The following is a 17,597-nucleotide window of genomic DNA, read 5'->3' as shown; positions in this document are numbered from 1 at the left end:
TTACACCTTCGACACAAGAGGACGGCCCAACAGGCCCTGCGGCCGGAAGACCAGAACAAGTACGAGCAGCGAGAAGCTGAACACGTCTTTGTAGTCGGAGTTGACCAGGCCGGAGAACAGCGACTCGGAGATCCCGAGGATGATCCCGCCGAGCATCGCACCGGGCAATGAACCGATCCCGCCAAGCACCGCTGCGGTGAACGCCTTGATGCCGATGATGAAACCGGCATAGAAGTCGAACGTGCCGTAGTTCATGGTGATCAGTACGCCCGCCAGCGCCGCCATGGCCGCACCGATGATGAACACGTAGGAAATCACCCGGTCGGTGTTGATCCCCAGGATCGAAGCCATCTTGCGGTCTTGTTGGGTCGCGCGGCACATACGACCGAGTTTGGTGTACTTGATCACGTAGGTCAGCAGGCCCATGCCCACGAACGCCGCGACCAGAATGAAGATCTTGGTGTAAGTCAGTTGCACGAAGCCGGTGCCGATGTCGACACGCAAGGCACCGGTCAGCAGGGTCGGCACGCCTTGTTGCTTCGCGCCTTGGGCGATCTGTGCATAGTTTTGCAGGATCAGGGAAATACCAATGGCGCTGATCAGCGGTGCCAGTCGGGTGGAGTTACGCAGGGGTTTGTAGGCTACACGCTCGATGACCCAGCCATAGACCGCCGTGACGACGATGGTGAAGATCAGCGTGCCGAGCATCAGCAGTGGGAAGGATTCGATACCGAAGTAAGCCAGCAGAGCCAGACTGATTGCCGCCAGGTAAGCGGAAATCATGTAAACCTCGCCGTGGGCGAAGTTGATCATGCCAATGATGCCGTAGACCATTGTGTAGCCGATGGCGATCAGGCCATAGACCGACCCGAGGGTCAGGCCGTTGACCAGTTGCTGCAGGAAAATACCATCCATAACGCAATCTCACGCAGTGAGAACCTGCACACCTGAGGCGTGCGGCTCTTCTAGGGAAAATACAGATTTACGTCGGAGCAATGTCAGAGCGCGATTTACCTATCGCCACCGCCTCCTGTGGGAGCGGGCTTGCCCGCTCCCACAGGGGTTTATGGCGTTCAGGTGATCGCGTCAGCCCTTACTTCTGTTTTTCCAGCTGGTGGTATTTGCCGTCCTTGTCCCATTCGTAAACCACGTAGTCGGAGACTTTCAGGTCGCCCTTGGCGTCCCAGGATTTCTCGCCCATGACGGTCTTGACCGGGTTTTTCTTCAGCCATACAGCCGCTTTTTCGCCGTCGTTGGACTTGGCGCCGTTGAAGGCTGCAGCCAGGGCTTGTACAGAGGCGTAAGCGTAGAGGGTGTAGCCTTCAGGCTCGGTGCCGGCCTTGCGGAACGCATCGACGACCGCCTTGCTGTCTGGCAGCAGACGCGGGTCGGCGCCGAAAGTCATCAGGACGCCATCGACGAATTGCGGGCCACCGGCGGTGGTCACCAGTTCGTCGGTCACAATGCCGTCGTCGGACATGAACTTGACGTCTTTCAAGCCCTGTTCACGCAGTTGGCGAACCAGAGGACCGGCTTCCGGGTGCAGACCACCGAAATAGACGACGTCGGCGCCAGCGCCACGGATTTTGGTCACGATGGTGCTGAAGTCTTTTTCGCCCCGGGTCAGGCCCTCGTAAAGAACCGGAGTCACGCCGCGCTTGATCAACTGAGCCTTGGTGGCGTCAGCCAGACCTTGGCCGTAGGTGTCCTTGTCGTGCAGAACAACAACTTTTTTGCCCTTGAGCACGTCGACAATGTAGTCGCCGGCGACGATGCCCTGCTGGTCGTCACGTCCGCACATACGGAACATGGCGCTCAGGCCGCGCTCGGTCACTTGCGGGTTGGTGGAGCCCGGGGTGATCGCAATAATGCCGGCTTCGTCGTAGATTTCCGACGCTGGAATGGTCGAAGAGGAGCAGAAGTGACCGACCACGCCGGCGACTTTCTGGTTGGTGAGGTCCTTGGCGACCGTCACAGCCTGCTTCGGTTCGCAGGCGTCATCGCCCTTGACCAGAACGATTTTCTCCCCGTTGACGCCACCGGCCGCGTTGACCGCATCGGCTGCCGCCTGGGCGCCCTTCATGTACTGCTCGCCAAATGCCGCGTTGGCGCCCGTCATTGGACCCGCTACGCCGATTTTGATGTCAGCCTGAGCAAACGCAGAAACACCCAACGCAGTAGCCACTGCGAGGGCCAGAAAGCCTTTCTTGTAAAACGTCTGGGACATGAGGTGGTGCTCCAAGGTTTTTTTTAGTTGGCACTGCGACTTCATTTCACTGAATGCTCAGAGCAAGGGCCGTGCCATCGGTTTTTTATTCTTCAAAAAGTCGCTGCTTTCTTGTTATTTCGACTGTTTCGTTCCCATTTTCATTGGGCGTGCAACCGTCTAAACCGCGGAAGGTGAAACCTTTTAAAATTTCAGGCGCAACCCGCGTGCGCCATCATTGCAACCGCGGCACCAAACGACGTGCAACCAGCCTGTAACCGCTCGCGTCACCGAACTGCACACTGCTGGTGCGGGACTGCTACAACCCGCACCATTACAGGCTAGTCGCTACGCGCAAAAGCGCCGCGTTACGCAACATCTTTCAACATTCAAATGACAATGCGCAGGCACTGGCCCGCGTGATACAGCGAGAATCCGGCCTCGTACAGGCAACTGCGCAACCCCGCGCCAGACAGGGGCTGCATCGGTGCAAAGGGAATCGGCAGGGCTTGAGGATTACCGTTACACAGATAGTCGGCGAAGGCTTTGCCGACCACCGTGCCCGTGGTCACACCCCGGCCGTTGTAACCGGTGACTGCCACCAGTCCCGGTGCCGGCTCGAACAGACGCATCAAGTGATCGGGCGTAAAAGCGATGCGCCCGGTCCAGGTGCACTCCCACTCGACCGGCTTCAGATTGGGGAAGTAATGCTGCTGCACCCGGTCGGCCCAGGCCTTGAGGAACCAGGTCGGTTTCTGATTGCCATTACCGAGACTGCCAAGCAATAACCGCCCGTCTTTGTCGCGGCGGATGCTGCTGAGCACTTGCCGGGTATCCCACGAGCCCTGCCCGCCCGGAAGGATCTGCTGTGCGGCGTCTTCGCTCAAAGGCACCGAGGCAACCTGATAGTAAAAACCGGGAAAGAAATTGCGCTTGAGCTCGGTCCAGTCGCCTTCGGTGTAGGCGTTGGAGGCGATGACAACCTGCTCGGCCAGCACCGAACCCTGTTCGGTCTGTACCGACCATTTCGGGCCTACACGCTCGAGACGAGTGACCGGGGAGTGATCGAACATCTGCCCGCCGAGCCCCATCACCGCATTCGCCAGCCCGGTGACATAGGCCATCGGATTAAGCGTCCCCGCGCGACGGTCGAGCAACGCAGCAGCAATTTTCTGTGTGCCGGTGGCTTGCTCGCAAGCCTTGCCGGTCAGCAATTCGACGGGGGCACCACGGCGTTTCCATTGCTGCTCACGACTGCGCAGATCCGCCTCCCCCTTGGCGTTGTGGGCCATGTGCAGGGTGCCTTCGCGGCGCAACTGGCAATCGATGTTGTACTTATCCACAAGGCTGAACACCAGCGCCGGCGCCGCACCGAGCATGCGGTTTAGCTGGCTGCCAACGGCTTCGCCGAACCCGGCTTCGATCTCGTCCGGCGGGATCCACATACCGGCGTTGACTAATCCGACGTTGCGACCGGAACCGCCGTGACCGGCGCGATGGGCTTCCAGCACGCAAACGCTTTTGCCTTTCTCCAACAGATGCAGCGCCGCCGACAACCCGGTAAACCCGGCACCGATCACGCAGACATCGACGTTGACCTCACCCTTGAGCGCGGTGTTATCGGGCCTTTGCGGCGTGAGTTTTTCCCACAGACATTCTTCGCGTAACGGCATTGCCAGACTCCAACAGAAACCTAACAAACACACTGTTCAACAATGTGGGAGCGGGCTTGCTCGCGAAAGCGGTATATCAGACAACGTCTAAGTCGACTGACCCGACACCTTCGCGAGCAAGCCCGCTCCCACAAGGGGTTATCCATCTGACTGAAGGTATCAGTCGAAGGTGATGCCCTGCGCCAGCGGCAATTCCAGCGAGTAGTTCACGGTATTAGTCTGACGACGCATGTAGGCGCGCCACGCATCCGAGCCCGACTCACGACCACCGCCGGTCTCTTTCTCGCCACCAAACGCGCCGCCGATTTCCGCGCCGCTGGGGCCGATGTTGACGTTGGCGATGCCGCAGTCACTGCCGACTGCCGACATGAACTGCTCGGCCTCACGCACGTCCGTGGTGAAAATGCACGACGACAGACCTTGTGGCACCGCGTTGTTCAAACGCAGCGCTTCCTGGAAATCGCTGTAGCCAACCACGTACAAGATCGGCGCGAAGGTTTCGCTGCACACCACATCACTCTGCTCCGGCATTTCAACGATGGCCGGCGAAACGTAGTAGGCGTTGGGGAATTGATCCTCCAGTTGACGCTTGCCGCCAAACACGCGACCGCCCTCGCTCAATGCCTGCTCCAGCGCATCCTGCATGTTCTCGAAACTGTGCTTGTCGATCAGCGGGCCCACCAGATTGCCTTCCAGCGGATGACCGATGCGCACTTTGGCGTAAGCCGCCTTGAGGCGGGTGACGATTTCTTCTTTGACCGATTCGTGGGCGATCAAGCGACGCAGCGTGGTGCAACGCTGACCGGCAGTGCCGACCGCGCTGAACAGAATCGCGCGCACCGCCATGTCCAGATCAGCGCTTGGGCCGAGGAGCATCGCGTTGTTGCCGCCCAGCTCAAGGATGCTGCGGGCGAATCGTGCAGCGACTTTCGGCGCCACTTCGCGGCCCATGCGCGTGCTACCGGTGGCGCTGATCAGCGCCACACGCGGGTCGTCGACAAGGGCTTCACCGGCGTCACGGCCACCGATGATCACCTGGCAGAGGTTCGCCGGGGCGTCAGTGAAATTCTTCACCACGCGATCAAACAGGGCCTGGCACGCCAGTGCCGTCAGCGGGGTTTTCTCCGACGGTTTCCACACCACCGGGTTACCGCAAACCAGCGCCAGCGTGGTGTTCCACGCCCACACCGCGACCGGGAAGTTGAACGCACTGATCACCCCGACCACGCCCAGCGGATGCCAGGTTTCACGCATGTGGTGGCCCGGGCGCTCGGAGGCGATGGTCAAACCGTACAACTGGCGCGACAGACCGACGGCGAAGTCGCAGATGTCGATCATCTCCTGCACTTCACCCAGGCCTTCCTGAGTAATCTTGCCGGCTTCCCACGACACCAGTTCGCCGAGATCGGTTTTGTATTCACGCAGCACTTCGCCGAATTGACGCACCAGTTCCCCGCGACGCGGCGCCGGCACCTTGCGCCACGCCTCGAACGCATGATCTGCGCGACTGATGTGCTGCTCGACTTCAGCCGCGCCTTCCCAGTTCACGGCGGCAATCCGGCTGCCGTCGATCGGCGAATGCACCGGCACTTTGCCGTTCTGATAAAGGGCCGGGTTTACACCAAGACGATCAAGCAATGCGGCAACCATGGGTCACTCCTCAAGCAAAAACTGAATGTGTGCGGCCGCTTTTTCACGACCGGGCAGGCCTTTAGTTGTAGCGTCCCAACGGCAAGGCAACAAACGACCTTTACGCGAGATATCATTCCGTTTATTCATGCTGAGCATAGAAAGACAAGAAAAGGATCCGCCATGCTGAACAAACGCCACTTGCCATCGATCACCGCGTTGCAGTGCTTCGAGGCCGTGACCCGGCACTTGAGTTTCACCCGCGCCGCCGAGGAGCTGAACCTGACGCAGAGCGCTGTCAGCAAACAGGTCGCGCAGCTTGAGGAATTGTTGCAGCACTTGTTGTTTCGTCGCGTGCGTCGCCGTTTGCAGATGACGCCCGCCGGGGATTTGTACTTGGTCGAAGTCAGAAAAATCCTCACACAGGTAGAGATGTCGACCCATTACCTGCGCTCCTACGGCGGTGAGACCGAAGTCCTGCGCGTCTCGACGCCATCGACCTTCGGCGCTCGCTGGCTGGTGCCGCGCCTGAAGGGCTGGCGTTTGCGCCATCCGTCGATTCATCTGGATCTATGCAACGAGCAGGAAGCCGATGATTTGCTGCAAGGGCGCAGTGATCTGGCGTTCTATTTCGGCCAGAGTTCGCGGCCCGGCACTGAATCCCTGAAGCTGTTCGGCGAAGAGCTTGTGCCGGTCTGCGCGCCGGGCAGCCTGCCGCAAACACCGTTCACTGACCCGACGCAACTCACCGATCTGGTGCTGCTGCAAAATGCGTCGCGCCCACAGGCCTGGCACGACTGGTTCGACAATCAGGGTTACCAGACCGAGCACAGCTACCACGGGCCGCGTTTCGAAACCTTTTATATGTGCATCCGCGCCGCACAAGTCGGCTGCGGTGTAGCGCTATTGCCGAGGTTTCTGGTGGAAGAGGAATTGGCCGACGGCAAACTGGTCATTCCCTGGCAGCATGCAATGCCCAGCACCGACGCCTATTACCTGGCCTACCCGGAACACTCGGCGGAAGTGCCCAAGGTGCGCGATTTTGTGAAGTGGATGCTGGAACAGATCGATAGCCCCTGATCCCATTCCCTGCGCCAGCTCCTACACGGACGGGGTCAGGCAATAACAAACAGACCGTCCACAACCTGAGCTTGAGCAAGGCGTGCGCGCAGATCGGCGTCGATAGCGCAATCATTGGCCTTGTACAACCTTACGCGCCGATAGGCATCGGCCCGATTGATTTCCTGCCCGAGATACTCCCAGACAACCCTTGAACATGAAGGAGCACGATGATCGGCTGCAGAAACCCCAAGCTTCAAACCATTGAGCCGAGTGATACAGCTTTTGAAACTTGGGATGAGGATGGTTTGGCTGATCTCGTTTGACGTCAGCGATTCATAATCGACGAAAAACAAGCGATCGCGCAGGTAATAGGCAACACCCAAATATCGATACGTCTCGAAATCATCGCCAACCCCGGCGATCTGTAAGCGCTCGTTTCGCTCATAGACAACGTCGTCACCCTCCTCCCGTACATGCACAAGCGAACACAGAATAGAGCCGGGCTCAGTCATTGCGTTGTAATACTCGTAGTAATAACCGCTGTGGGCTTTCAGCTCAGGTGAGGACTGTTCGCGCAGGTGTTCATGCATGATCCGTGATGCTCTCACCTCCCCCGAGGCCTGATTTTTATTGGCCCTAACGTCAATCAAGGCAACGAATTGCTCCGATGGCAGCGCTATTTCAAACGCTTCCACGCCAAAAAAGTCGCAGATTCGCTTGAGGTTGAAAGGTGTGGGGATGCTTTTCCCACATAGATACTTATTGAATTGCCCACGATTAATTCGAAGTTTCCTACAAACTTCCGCGACAGATCTGTAGTGACTACACAGCAGCCTCAAGTTAGCAGAAAAAAACTCGCACATAGACCGACTCAACAAAAATCAAGAGACAGCAACCATAGCAGCAACTCGCATCACATTTAAGCAACTTGCGAAATTGCATCAATTGAAATACGGCTGGATATTACGAGTCCTGAAAGGCTTCAGGACTGACAACACCATTAATTCGCCAGCACTCTAAATAGCAAGGAGCTTCGAATGCTAGACGTCATCAACGACTTTCTGTCGAGCAAGGTATTGATACCTTTGGTTCTTGGACTGGGAGTCTATTTCACTGTCCGCTCAGGATTTGTCCAGCTCAGATACTTCCCCCATATGTTCGGTATTTTGCGGGGCAGTTGGCATACCGACAGCCATCAATTGAGTTCATTTCAGGCGCTGACACTCAGCCTTGCCGGACGTGTCGGTACCGGCAATATCGTCGGGGTGGGGATTGCAGTGAGCATGGGTGGACCCGGTGCAGTGTTCTGGATGTGGATGACCGCTCTTCTGGGCATGTCGAGCAGCTTCTTCGAATGCACGTTGGGACAACTCTATAAACGTAGCGATGGCAAAGGCCTGTATCGAGGTGGGCCGTCCTGGTACATCCAGCACGGTCTGGACAAGCGCTGGCTCGGGTTGGTCGCGGCCGTGTTATTGCTGGTGACCTTTGGTTTTGCAATCAATGGTCTCGAGTCCCATGCCGTATCACACTCGCTAAAAAATGCGTTTGGCCTGCCGCCTATGTGGTCGGGGCTCGCAATTTCTTTCATGCTGGGAGCTGTCTTCGTAGGCGGGATAAAACGTATCGCGGCAGTAGCCGACCTTCTGGTTCCTATAAAGGTTCTCGCCTACGTCGGCGTAACAGCCTATGTGATCGTTCTGCAGTTCGATCAGGTTCCGGCAATGCTGATGACCATCATCAAAAGCGCATTCGGTCTGGATCAGGCGTTTGGTGGATTGGTGGGCAGCGCAATCATCATGGGTGTCAGACGCGGTGTTTTTTCCAACGAGGCAGGACTGGGCAGTGCTCCCAATGTCGCCTCAGTCGCGAAGATCGACCACCCGGTTGCACAAGGCGCGGTACAAGCACTGAGTGTGTTCATCGATACATTCGTAATCTGCACCTGTACTGCGCTCCTGATTTTGCTATCAGGGTTCTACACACCGGGATTTGAAGGTGACGGGATTGCTCTGGCACAAAACTCGCTGGCAGCCATCGTCGGGGAATGGGGACGGATGTTTATCAGCGTGGTGCTTGCCTTATTCGTATTCACGGCAATGCTTTACAACTATTACTTGGGAGAAAACAGCCTGCGGTTCATGTTGGATGAACCTCGAAAAATGCTGATTTTCTATCGTGTGCTTGTGTTGATATTGGTGTTCTGGGGCTCCGTCGAAGATCTGTCGACTGTTCTGGCTTTTGCAGACATCACCATGACGCTGCTGGCGCTTGTCAACCTGGTAGCCATGTTTCTGCTCTTCAACATCAGCATGCGTGTTCTGCGCGACTACGACGAACAACGCCGTGCTGGCATCAAGACGCCTGTGTTCGACCCAAGCAAATTCCTTGATCTGGATCTTGATCCTTTAGCGTGGCCGCCGCAGCACGACGGCTCAGGCACAATGATTCGTAGCGAACCCGCTCTTTCCTCAAGCGTAAGCAAACAGCCCATACAGGCTTAGACCGGGCAGGTGCAAAGCCATTAAAACAATTAATGGCTTTGCAGCAACTACACCAACACACTGCAAACATCATATCTAAAGAACTATAAACCCTTCGATCTGTCACGCCTAAAACAAACGGAAGGACTTCACCCCATGAATCGTTTTTGCCCCCTAAAAGCAAATGCAACCAATAACCCTACATACTTCATAGATTCACACGCCACGCCCAACCAATTATTTGAAGATGCCTGTTTCAGAATTCGCGCCGCCACCGGACTCTTGGAGTCATTCACTTTAGTTACCATTAAAGGCACCAATGATTCTGACTTTTATAGACTGATACTTCCGGCTTACGTATTACTTCAGGACGGCGTCGACACGCTGGAACAGATCACCTTCAAAGGCGGTGTCATTCATGTATAAAATCGTCACCCACGAAATGCTCAGAGCCGCTTCGATTAAAGCAGTTGAAATCAATTTAATACCAAAACACTCTCTATTGGCTGACTACTTAAAAAGCGGTGACCGACTTGAACAGGTCATTCAAGCCGCGCTGGAGGTGCAACCGAAAACGTATAAGTTCTGTGGGCTGAGATGTATACCATCAGAGGATCTTTCCCCTGAAAGCAAAAAAGCGCTGGCAATCCCCACCGCTGATATGCGCCACTAGCGCCACTGATTGAGCCCGCGCAACGGCGCGGCGTACCTGGAGACCCGTTATGAGCGAGAGTGTGTTTGCCGATCGCATCGTGCAGAACCTGCTCGACACCGACTTCTACAAACTGACCATGATGCAGGCGGTGCTGCACAACTACCCCAACGTCGAAGTCGAATGGGAGTTTCGTTGCCGTAACAGCGAAGATTTGCGCCCGTATCTGGCGGAGATTCGCTATCAGATCGAGCGTTTGGCCGAGCTGAGCCTGAGCGCCGATCAACTGAGTTTTCTTGAGCGCATCTCCTTCCTTAAACCGGATTTCCTGCGTTTTCTCGGGCTGTTCCGCTTCAACCTGCGTTATGTGCACACCGGCATCGAGAACGGCGAGCTGTTCATCCGCCTGCGTGGGCCGTGGCTGCATGTGATCCTTTACGAAGTGCCCCTGCTGGCCATCGTCAGCGAAGTGCGCAACCGCTATCGCTACCGCGAAACCGTGCTCGAACAAGCGCGTGAGCAGCTCTACCGCAAGTTCGACTGGCTGACCGCCAACGCCTCGGCAGACGAACTGGCGCAATTGCAGGTGGCGGATTTCGGCACCCGTCGCCGGTTCTCCTACCGCGTGCAGGAAGAAGTGGTGAACGTGCTCAAGCACGATTTCCCCGGGCGTTTCGTCGGCACCAGCAACGTGCACCTGTCCCGCGAACTGGACATGAAGCCGCTAGGCACCATGGCCCACGAATGGATCATGGCGCACCAGCAACTCGGCCCGCGGCTGATCGACAGCCAGATTGCCGCGCTCGACTGTTGGGTGCGCGAGTACCGTGGTCTGCTGGGGATCGCCCTCACCGACTGCATCACCACCGATGCCTTCCTCGGTGACTTCGACCTGTTCTTCGCCAAGCTTTTCGACGGTTTGCGCCACGATTCCGGAGATCCCGTGGTGTGGGGCGAAAAGTGCATCGCCCATTACCACAAGCTCGGTATCGACCCGATGAGCAAGACGCTGGTGTTCTCCGACAGCCTGACACTGCCCAAGTCGCTGGAGATATTCCGGGCGCTGCACGGTCGGATCAACGTGAGCTTCGGCATCGGTACCAACCTGACCTGTGACATTCCGGGTGTCGAACCGATGAGCATCGTGCTTAAAATGACCGCCTGCAACGGCCAACCGGTGGCGAAGATCTCCGACGAGCCAGGCAAGTCGCAATGCAAAGACCCGAATTTCGTCGCCTATTTGCGACATGTTTTCCAGGTTCCTGCCGATTCCAGTCCATCTAGCAAGGAGTGAATTCATGCAAGCCGTACAGCGTGAGATTGCTGAACAGCTCAAGGTCCAGCCGCCGTTCGCCAACCACCAGGCCCTTGAGGCCGAAGTTGCCCGGCGCATCACCTTTATCCAGGATTGTCTGACCCATTCCGGACTCAAGACCCTGGTGCTGGGCATCAGCGGCGGTGTCGACTCGTTGACCGCCGGTTTGATGGCACAGCGCGCCATGCGCGAGCTGCGTGAGCGCAGTGGCGACAACCGCTACAAGTTCATCGCCGTGCGCCTGCCGTACGAAACCCAGTTCGACGAACACGATGCCCAGGCCTCGGTGGATTTCATCGCCCCGGACGAGCGCCACACGGTCAATATCGGTCCGGCAGTAAAGTCGCTGGCCAGTGAAGTCGCGGCGTTTGAAGGCAAACACGCGGTGTCGGTGGATTTCGTCCTCGGCAACACCAAAGCGCGGATGAGGATGGTGGCTCAGTACACCATCGCTGGCGCGGCGCAGGGGCTGGTGATCGGCACTGACCATGCGGCGGAAGCAGTAATGGGTTTCTTCACCAAGTTCGGCGACGGTGCCTGCGACCTAGCACCGCTCAGCGGTTTGGTAAAAAACCAGGTGCGCGCGATTGCCCGCCACTTTGGTGCACCGGAGTCGCTGGTTGAGAAGGTTCCAACTGCGGATCTGGAGGACCTGTCGCCGGGCAAGCCGGACGAAGCGTCCCACGGCGTGACGTATGCCGAGATCGATGCCTTCCTGCATGGCGAGGCGGTGCGTGAAGAAGCCTTCGACATCATCGTCGCGACCTACAACAAGACCCATCACAAGCGCGTGATGCCGTTTGCGCCGTGATGTCTTGATGTCTTGATGTCTTGATGTCTTGAGTATCAGTGAGGCGCTTTTTAAGAGCGCCTCACCTAGTAAAGGATAGAAAGCTCGCTTCGATGACAAAAGCCATCACTGAACGCTGTCACACGATATATAAAATCCAGCTCTGCGAACGCTTTCCGTCAACCACCGCTTCAAGGTAACGCTCGCCCACCGGCAGTTTTTTAAGCGTAGCCCCCCATCCCCCTGTAGGATCCGTGGTCACTTTCTCACGGAAGAGAAAATCATCTTCAATGGTTACCTCCGCTTGACGATAGGCTTTCCCATAGACAATCAATGTCCGATCAGAGGTTTTACCCCCCCGCTCAATCAGATTGCCCTTCGAATCCGTGACTTTGGTAATTTCCAGCTGATTGACTTCAACGTTATCGGTCATGGCCTTCTCCTTCTTTCTCATGTCGCACGACAAGCGCGACGCCTGGAGATTTGAACCTCGAAGTAAAACTGCGTCTACTGTCAGAACTTACAGGTTCAGTACAGAACCCGACAAACGGTTCAGACATAAAAAAGCCGCTGTAGCGAACTACAGCGGCTCTTTGCTGACAGGTATCTCTGCAATTTACTTCAGGGTCAGGGTGCCTTTCATCATCGAGATGTGGCCCGGGAACGAGCAGAAGAAGCCGTAATCGGTGCCGGCAGCCAGTTTCGATACATCGAAGGTCAGCGAGTCTTTCTCGCCAGCGCCAATGATCTTGGTGTGCGCAATCACGCGATCATCACTTTCTTTCAGGTAGTTTTTGTCGATGCCAGCCGCCAGGCCGTCGGTAGCGATCGGCTGCATGTCGGCCACTTTGCTGATGACCAGGTTATGGCCCATCACGTTCTTCGGCAGGTTGCCGGAGTGAGTCAGTTCGACGGTGAACGTCTTGCAGCTCTTGTCGATCACGATTTCCTTGGTGTTGAAGGACATTTGATCGGTGGAGTCAACGGTGGTTTTGCACTCGGCAGCCATCAATTGGCTGCTGGCCAGCGCCAGCAGGGATACCGCAACAACTTTGGAAAACATGGTGAATCTCCAAGGCAGGGTTAACAAAAACACTAATGGTTGGAAGACTGCCTGAAATCTTCGCAAGTTCCTATGACTTGAGTCAAAAATTGTATACAACTTTCAGGCTATGAGACTCATCGAGACAATCTAACGGCCAGATCAGCCGGCAGAACCTATGATCGGCGCATCTCATTGATACGGAGTGCCAGTCATGATCTTTAACAGCCTGTTGTGCAGCCTGCTTGCCGCGTATGCCTGTGGTGCCAGCGGCACCTGCGAAACACCCCAGCGCGAAGTTTAGACCTTGGAGCGCGGCGTGCCAGCCATTACCCTGTGCGACTGATCGCCCCAGGAGAAAGGCATGTCCCTGAAATCCGTTTGTGTGTTTTGCGGTGCCAATGCTGGCACTGATCCGGCTTACACCGAAGCCGCCCAGGCCCTTGGCAGAGCCCTCGCCGAGCGCAAGTTGACGCTGGTTTATGGCGGTGGCGCCGTGGGTCTGATGGGCCTGGTGGCGGACGCCGCGCTGGCCGCCGGCGGCGAAGTCATCGGGATCATTCCGCAAAGCCTGATGGACAAGGAGATCGGCCACAAAAGCCTGACTCGCCTTGAAGTCGTCGATGGCATGCACGCCCGCAAGGCACGCATGGCTGAACTGAGCGACGCGTTTATCGCCCTGCCCGGCGGCCTCGGCACGCTGGAAGAGCTGTTTGAAGTCTGGACTTGGGGCCAACTCGGCTACCACGGCAAACCGCTGGGCCTGCTGGAAGTGAACGGCTTTTACAGCAAACTCACTGCATTTCTCGACCACATCGTCGGCGAAGGCTTCGTTCGCGGGCCACACCGTGACATGCTGCAAGTGAGCGAATCGCCACAAACGCTGCTCGATGCCCTCGATCAATGGAGGCCGACCGTCACGCCAAAGTGGGTCGACCAAAAACCCGGCTAACCGTCAGGCATCGATACAGGGCAGAATACGCGCCGCTCAACCTCACCTTCGACCCCAGAGGATCGCCCATGGCCAAACCCAATTACTCCTTCGCCAAACGTCAACGAGACCTGGAAAAGGAAAAGAAGAAAGAGGAAAAGCTTCTGCGCAAAAAACAAATGGCTGAAGAAGCAGCACTGAACCCTGACGGTGAAGTGGCGACAGATGATGATGTTGATGCACCGAAAGATCTGGCGCCAGACGCCTGAGCCGTTTGCGCAATTGTTGAACAGAGTTCCTGTGGGAGCGGGCTTGCTCGCGAAAGCGTCGTGACATTCACCCCTGAATGTCACTGGGAAATGGCCTTCGCGAGCAAGCCCGCTCGTACATTTGATGGTTATGACTCCAGTGGCATGACCGTGACCCGTACATCCGGATCATGACTCCCGCCGCCCAGAATCACTCCCCGCAACGGCGACACATCGGAAAAATCCCGGCCCCACGCCAACGTGATGTGCTCCAGCGCAGGCTGCACGTTGTTGGTCGGATCGAAATCCACCCACCCCAGCACCGGACAAAACACCGAAACCCAGGCATGCGACGCATCGGCGCCGATCAACCGTGGCTGCCCTGGAGGCGGCTGGGTCAACAGGTACCCGCTGACGTAACGCGCCGCCAATCCGCGTGATCGCACGCACGCCAGCATCAGATGAGCGAAGTCCTGACAAACCCCACGTCGACGCTCCAGAACCTCCACCAGCGGCGTCGCTACCTGCGTCGCCTCGGCATCGAAGGTGAACTCGCTGAAAATCTTCTGCATCAGGTCCTGCACGCCCAGCAGCAAAGGCCTGCCTGGGGGGAAACAACTTTGCGAGAACTCGACGAAGCTGCGCTTGAGATGCACATACGGTGACTGGAATCGGTAACGGCACGCCTCAAGCAGGTCGGCGGGCAGCGGCTGGCTGCTGTAGGTCAGCGCATTGCGCGTCAGTTCCCACGCCGGGGATTGATTGAAATCCAGTACTGGCCGCGCCAGCACTTCAACCGTGAGCCGGGCATTGACCTGCAATTCATCGTGGGGCCGCTCGAACGCCAGTCGGGTCAATGGATTGCCGAACACATCCTGTTCATCACGACGCGCGGTCGGCTCTGGACTGATCAGCAATTGCTGTTCGGTGCAGCGTTGCCAGGCGCACTCACGCGGCCACAGGTGCGCCAGTTGTTGCGCAAGGGACACCGGGCTGTCGTAGTGATAACAGGTGTCGTGGAAGATCTGGTAATGCGCGTTCATCAGACGGACACCGTGCGCTGGCTGACATCATCGACATGGGCGAAATGGCGCAGGGCCAGACGATCCGATACTTGCCCGCTGGCGTCGGCGACCTCCTGCAGCAGATCCGCCAGCCCCTCAAGCGCCGACCGCACGCTGGATTCACCAAACAACGGATTCTCCAGACACCCCAGATCAAAACGCCCCAGTCGCTCGACCAGTTGCGCCAGCCCGGCCTCCCTTGGCACACCGAAATCATCGTTCAAACGCTTCAACGTGCGGGTCACCAGTTTCAACTGGAACAACACCGCGTGCGGGTTCTGCTCATCAAGCAGTAACAGGTCGAGCACAGGAATCAACTGCGCCACCGCCAGGTAGCGCGAGCGGTAAGTGATGCTGCTGTTACCCAACTCCAGCAACCATTCAAGCCCCGCCTGATCGAACGCCCCTGCGCCACGCAGAAACGCCGCCAGGCTGCTGCTCAGAAATTGCAGACGCTCGATGCGCCGGCCGATCATCAGAAAGCGCCAGCCTTCATCGCGGGTCATGTCGTCCAGCGCGAACCCGGACAGCGCAGCGAGCGACATCACCAGACGATTGAGGAAATCCAGCAACTCGCCGAAGTCCGGCTCGTCGGTATCCAGTTGCGTGGCTTCACGCTGCAATTCCACCAGCGCCTGCCAGTTTTCCCGCGAGAGCTTGCCGCGCACCTGCGAAGCGGCCCACTGCAGGCGTTGCAAGTTGGAACGCAGGCTGAACGACCAGTCCTCGCCGAGCAACGCAGCCAGCAAGCGCTCTGGCAGCTCACCTTCGTCCGGCAACAGCGCCAGCCGTTCACCAAGATCGACCGCGGCCAGCAAGGCTTGCGGGTCATCGCCGTCGACGTAACGCGCCAGCATGATCCGCAGCAGTCGCGCACTGTCGTCGCAACGCTCGCAGTAACGGCCAAACCAGAACAGGTTTTCCACCACCCGCGACGGCAGGTAAGGGTCGCGTCGCACCAGATCGTGTACACCGACGTTGCGTTGAGTCTTCCATTGCTCGCCGCTTGGCGCTCGATCACCCAGCACCCAGGTGTCCTTGCTCGCCCCGCCGCGCTGCATCGATACCACTTCGGCATCGGCGTCGGCCGCCACTCGGGTCAGACCACCCGGCAGCACCCGATACCCGTCACTACCGGCCACGGCGTACATGCGCATCCCGATGGCGCGGGGCTGCAACTGGCCGTCTTCGGCTTGCCAGATCGGTGCCTGGGACAGCTGGGCCAATTCTTGCGCTACATAGGCGTAAGGCCGTGCCTGCATGCGCTCGGACAAGCTCTTGCGCTGCTTATCACTCAGATCACGGCCAAATACCGGTGCAAAACTTTGCGAGGGAAAGGCCGGTTTGATCAACAATTCCGGCAGTTTTTCCAAAGCCTGGGCCAACACCGGCGCTTCACCGCACCACCAGGTCGCGATGGAGGGCAGGATCAGTTCTTCGCCAAACAGGTATTGGTTGATCTTCGGCAAAAACCCCAGCAACCCCGGGGACTCCAGCACGCCGCTGCCAAGCGCATTGGCGACCAGCACCCGGCCCTGACGCACCGCCTCCAGCAGCCCCGGCACACCGAGTGCAGAATCCGTGCGCAGCTCCAATGGATCGCAGAAGTCATCATCGAGCCGACGCATGATCGCGTGCACCCGGCGCAAACCACTGAGGGTTTTCAGGTACACCGTGGCATCGCGCACCGTCAGGTCGCCGCCCTCGACCAAGGGATAGCCAAGCTGGCGGGCCAGATACAAATGTTCGAAATAGCTTTCGTTGAAGCGCCCCGGCGTGAGCAACACCACCAGCGGTGCGTCGTCATCGCAAGGCGCCTGACGAGCCAGGGTTTCTTGCAGGGTGCGGAAGAAACCGGCCAGATGCCGCACCTTGAGATCGCGGTACAACTCGGGAAACGCCCGCGACACGATGGTGCGGTTTTCCAGCGCATAACCGGCGCCGGACGGCGCCTGAGTGCGATCCGCCGTGACCCACCAGCGCCCGTCCGGGGTGCGCGCCAGATCCACGGCGTACAGATGCACAAAGGCTTGCTCCGGCAGCGCGATGCCCTGACACGGCCAGAGAAAATTGTTGTGCCCGAACACCAGTTCCGCCGGCAGCAGGCCTTCCCTGATCAGCCGTTGCGGGCCGTACAGATCCGCCAGCACCGCATTGAGCAGTCGCGCACGCTGAGCGATCCCCGCCGACAATTGCTGCCACTCATCCGCAGCGATCACGTTCGGCAGCAGGTCCAGCTCCCACGGGCGATCCGCCCCTTTGGGGTCGGCATAGACGTTGTAAGTCACACCGTTTTCCTGAATCTGCCGGGCCAGCAACGCCTGACGCTGCAGCAGTAGCGCCGGACTGCTGCGCTGCAATTGGTCGAACAGGCGTTGCCAGTGCGGGCGCACCGCACCACTGCCATCAAGCAGTTCGTGGTAGGTGCCCGCCGTCAGCGGGTAGCGGTCTAGCAGGTCAGGCATGGAAAGCTCGGCAGACAGCAAGGAACGGTCAGACTAA

Annotated in this window: 17 protein-coding genes; 8 read left to right on the top strand and 9 right to left on the bottom strand. The window is 57.9% G+C overall.

All coding sequences use genetic code 11. From position 1 onward, the window contains the following. From AACY11_RS04375 to amaB, 4 genes are all read right to left on the bottom strand, one after another. Positions 1-915: an ABC transporter permease subunit gene (locus AACY11_RS04375; RefSeq protein ID WP_221733065.1), complete on the bottom strand. Its 915-nt coding sequence runs from the start codon at positions 913-915 to the stop codon at positions 1-3. A gap of 178 nt (positions 916-1,093) precedes the next feature. Then, positions 1,094-2,227, bottom strand: coding sequence for an ABC transporter substrate-binding protein (locus AACY11_RS04370; RefSeq protein WP_221733066.1), 1,134 nt, complete (start codon positions 2,225-2,227; stop codon positions 1,094-1,096). Between the two features lie 368 nt (positions 2,228-2,595). Continuing rightward, positions 2,596-3,879 carry an L-pipecolate oxidase gene (gene amaA / locus AACY11_RS04365; protein ID WP_339431791.1) on the bottom strand — a complete coding sequence of 428 codons (1,284 nt, stop codon included), beginning with the start codon at positions 3,877-3,879 and terminating at the stop codon, positions 2,596-2,598. A gap of 159 nt (positions 3,880-4,038) precedes the next feature. Then, positions 4,039-5,529 (bottom strand): L-piperidine-6-carboxylate dehydrogenase, encoded by a 1,491-nt coding sequence (amaB, locus tag AACY11_RS04360; RefSeq protein ID WP_339493946.1) that lies wholly within the window; start codon positions 5,527-5,529, stop codon positions 4,039-4,041. 162 nt (positions 5,530-5,691) lie between these two features. Between amaB and AACY11_RS04355 the strand changes: the two genes are divergently transcribed. Further along, entirely contained in the window at positions 5,692-6,588 is an 897-nt protein-coding gene (locus AACY11_RS04355; protein WP_339431789.1) for a LysR family transcriptional regulator, read from the top strand. Positions 6,589-6,623: 35 nt separating this feature from the next. Here AACY11_RS04355 and AACY11_RS04350 read toward each other — a convergent pair whose 3' ends face one another. Further along, positions 6,624-7,433 carry a helix-turn-helix domain-containing protein gene (locus AACY11_RS04350; protein WP_339431788.1) on the bottom strand — a complete coding sequence of 270 codons (810 nt, stop codon included), beginning with the start codon at positions 7,431-7,433 and terminating at the stop codon, positions 6,624-6,626. A gap of 174 nt (positions 7,434-7,607) precedes the next feature. Between AACY11_RS04350 and AACY11_RS04345 the strand changes: the two genes are divergently transcribed. From AACY11_RS04345 to nadE, 5 genes are all read left to right on the top strand, one after another. Continuing rightward, positions 7,608-9,074: an alanine/glycine:cation symporter family protein gene (locus AACY11_RS04345; protein ID WP_339464594.1), complete on the top strand. Its 1,467-nt coding sequence runs from the start codon at positions 7,608-7,610 to the stop codon at positions 9,072-9,074. Between the two features lie 135 nt (positions 9,075-9,209). Then, on the top strand, positions 9,210-9,479 hold the full coding sequence (locus AACY11_RS04340) for a hypothetical protein (RefSeq protein WP_339431786.1): 270 nt from the start codon (positions 9,210-9,212) through the stop codon (positions 9,477-9,479). Continuing rightward, positions 9,472-9,726 (top strand): hypothetical protein, encoded by a 255-nt coding sequence (locus AACY11_RS04335; RefSeq protein ID WP_339493944.1) that lies wholly within the window; start codon positions 9,472-9,474, stop codon positions 9,724-9,726. The genes AACY11_RS04340 and AACY11_RS04335 overlap by 8 nt, the downstream gene beginning before the upstream one ends. Positions 9,727-9,775: 49 nt before the next feature. Continuing rightward, positions 9,776-10,999: a nicotinate phosphoribosyltransferase gene (gene pncB, locus AACY11_RS04330; protein ID WP_221733073.1), complete on the top strand. Its 1,224-nt coding sequence runs from the start codon at positions 9,776-9,778 to the stop codon at positions 10,997-10,999. Positions 11,000-11,003: 4 nt separating this feature from the next. Then, positions 11,004-11,831 (top strand): ammonia-dependent NAD(+) synthetase, encoded by an 828-nt coding sequence (gene nadE / locus AACY11_RS04325; protein WP_339431784.1) that lies wholly within the window; start codon positions 11,004-11,006, stop codon positions 11,829-11,831. A 118-nt stretch (positions 11,832-11,949) separates the two neighbouring features. On the opposite strand, the gene AACY11_RS04320 is transcribed toward nadE, so the two are convergent. Both AACY11_RS04320 and azu read right to left on the bottom strand, forming a co-directional pair. Continuing rightward, on the bottom strand, positions 11,950-12,243 hold the full coding sequence (locus AACY11_RS04320; RefSeq protein ID WP_339431783.1) for a hypothetical protein: 294 nt from the start codon (positions 12,241-12,243) through the stop codon (positions 11,950-11,952). 183 nt (positions 12,244-12,426) lie between these two features. Further along, on the bottom strand, positions 12,427-12,873 hold the full coding sequence (gene azu, locus AACY11_RS04315; protein WP_339493942.1) for an azurin: 447 nt from the start codon (positions 12,871-12,873) through the stop codon (positions 12,427-12,429). A 343-nt stretch (positions 12,874-13,216) separates the two neighbouring features. Between azu and AACY11_RS04310 the strand changes: the two genes are divergently transcribed. Both AACY11_RS04310 and AACY11_RS04305 read left to right on the top strand, forming a co-directional pair. Then, positions 13,217-13,804, top strand: coding sequence for an LOG family protein (locus AACY11_RS04310; RefSeq protein ID WP_339431781.1), 588 nt, complete (start codon positions 13,217-13,219; stop codon positions 13,802-13,804). 68 nt (positions 13,805-13,872) lie between these two features. Next, on the top strand, positions 13,873-14,052 hold the full coding sequence (locus tag AACY11_RS04305; RefSeq protein WP_339431780.1) for a hypothetical protein: 180 nt from the start codon (positions 13,873-13,875) through the stop codon (positions 14,050-14,052). Between the two features lie 128 nt (positions 14,053-14,180). On the opposite strand, the gene AACY11_RS04300 is transcribed toward AACY11_RS04305, so the two are convergent. Together AACY11_RS04300 and AACY11_RS04295 are read right to left on the bottom strand one after the other, a co-directional pair. Then, positions 14,181-15,074 carry a transglutaminase family protein gene (locus AACY11_RS04300; protein WP_339431779.1) on the bottom strand — a complete coding sequence of 298 codons (894 nt, stop codon included), beginning with the start codon at positions 15,072-15,074 and terminating at the stop codon, positions 14,181-14,183. Continuing rightward, positions 15,074-17,560, bottom strand: a complete 2,487-nt coding sequence (locus tag AACY11_RS04295; RefSeq protein ID WP_339464591.1) for a circularly permuted type 2 ATP-grasp protein — start codon at positions 17,558-17,560, stop codon at positions 15,074-15,076. The genes AACY11_RS04300 and AACY11_RS04295 overlap by 1 nt, the downstream gene beginning before the upstream one ends. Positions 17,561-17,597: the final 37 nt, after the last annotated feature.

Source organism: Pseudomonas sp. RA_105y_Pfl2_P56, assembly GCF_963970845.1.
Lineage (GTDB): Bacteria > Pseudomonadota > Gammaproteobacteria > Pseudomonadales > Pseudomonadaceae > Aquipseudomonas > Aquipseudomonas baetica_A.
This window is presented reverse-complemented; position numbering and strand designations above follow the sequence as displayed.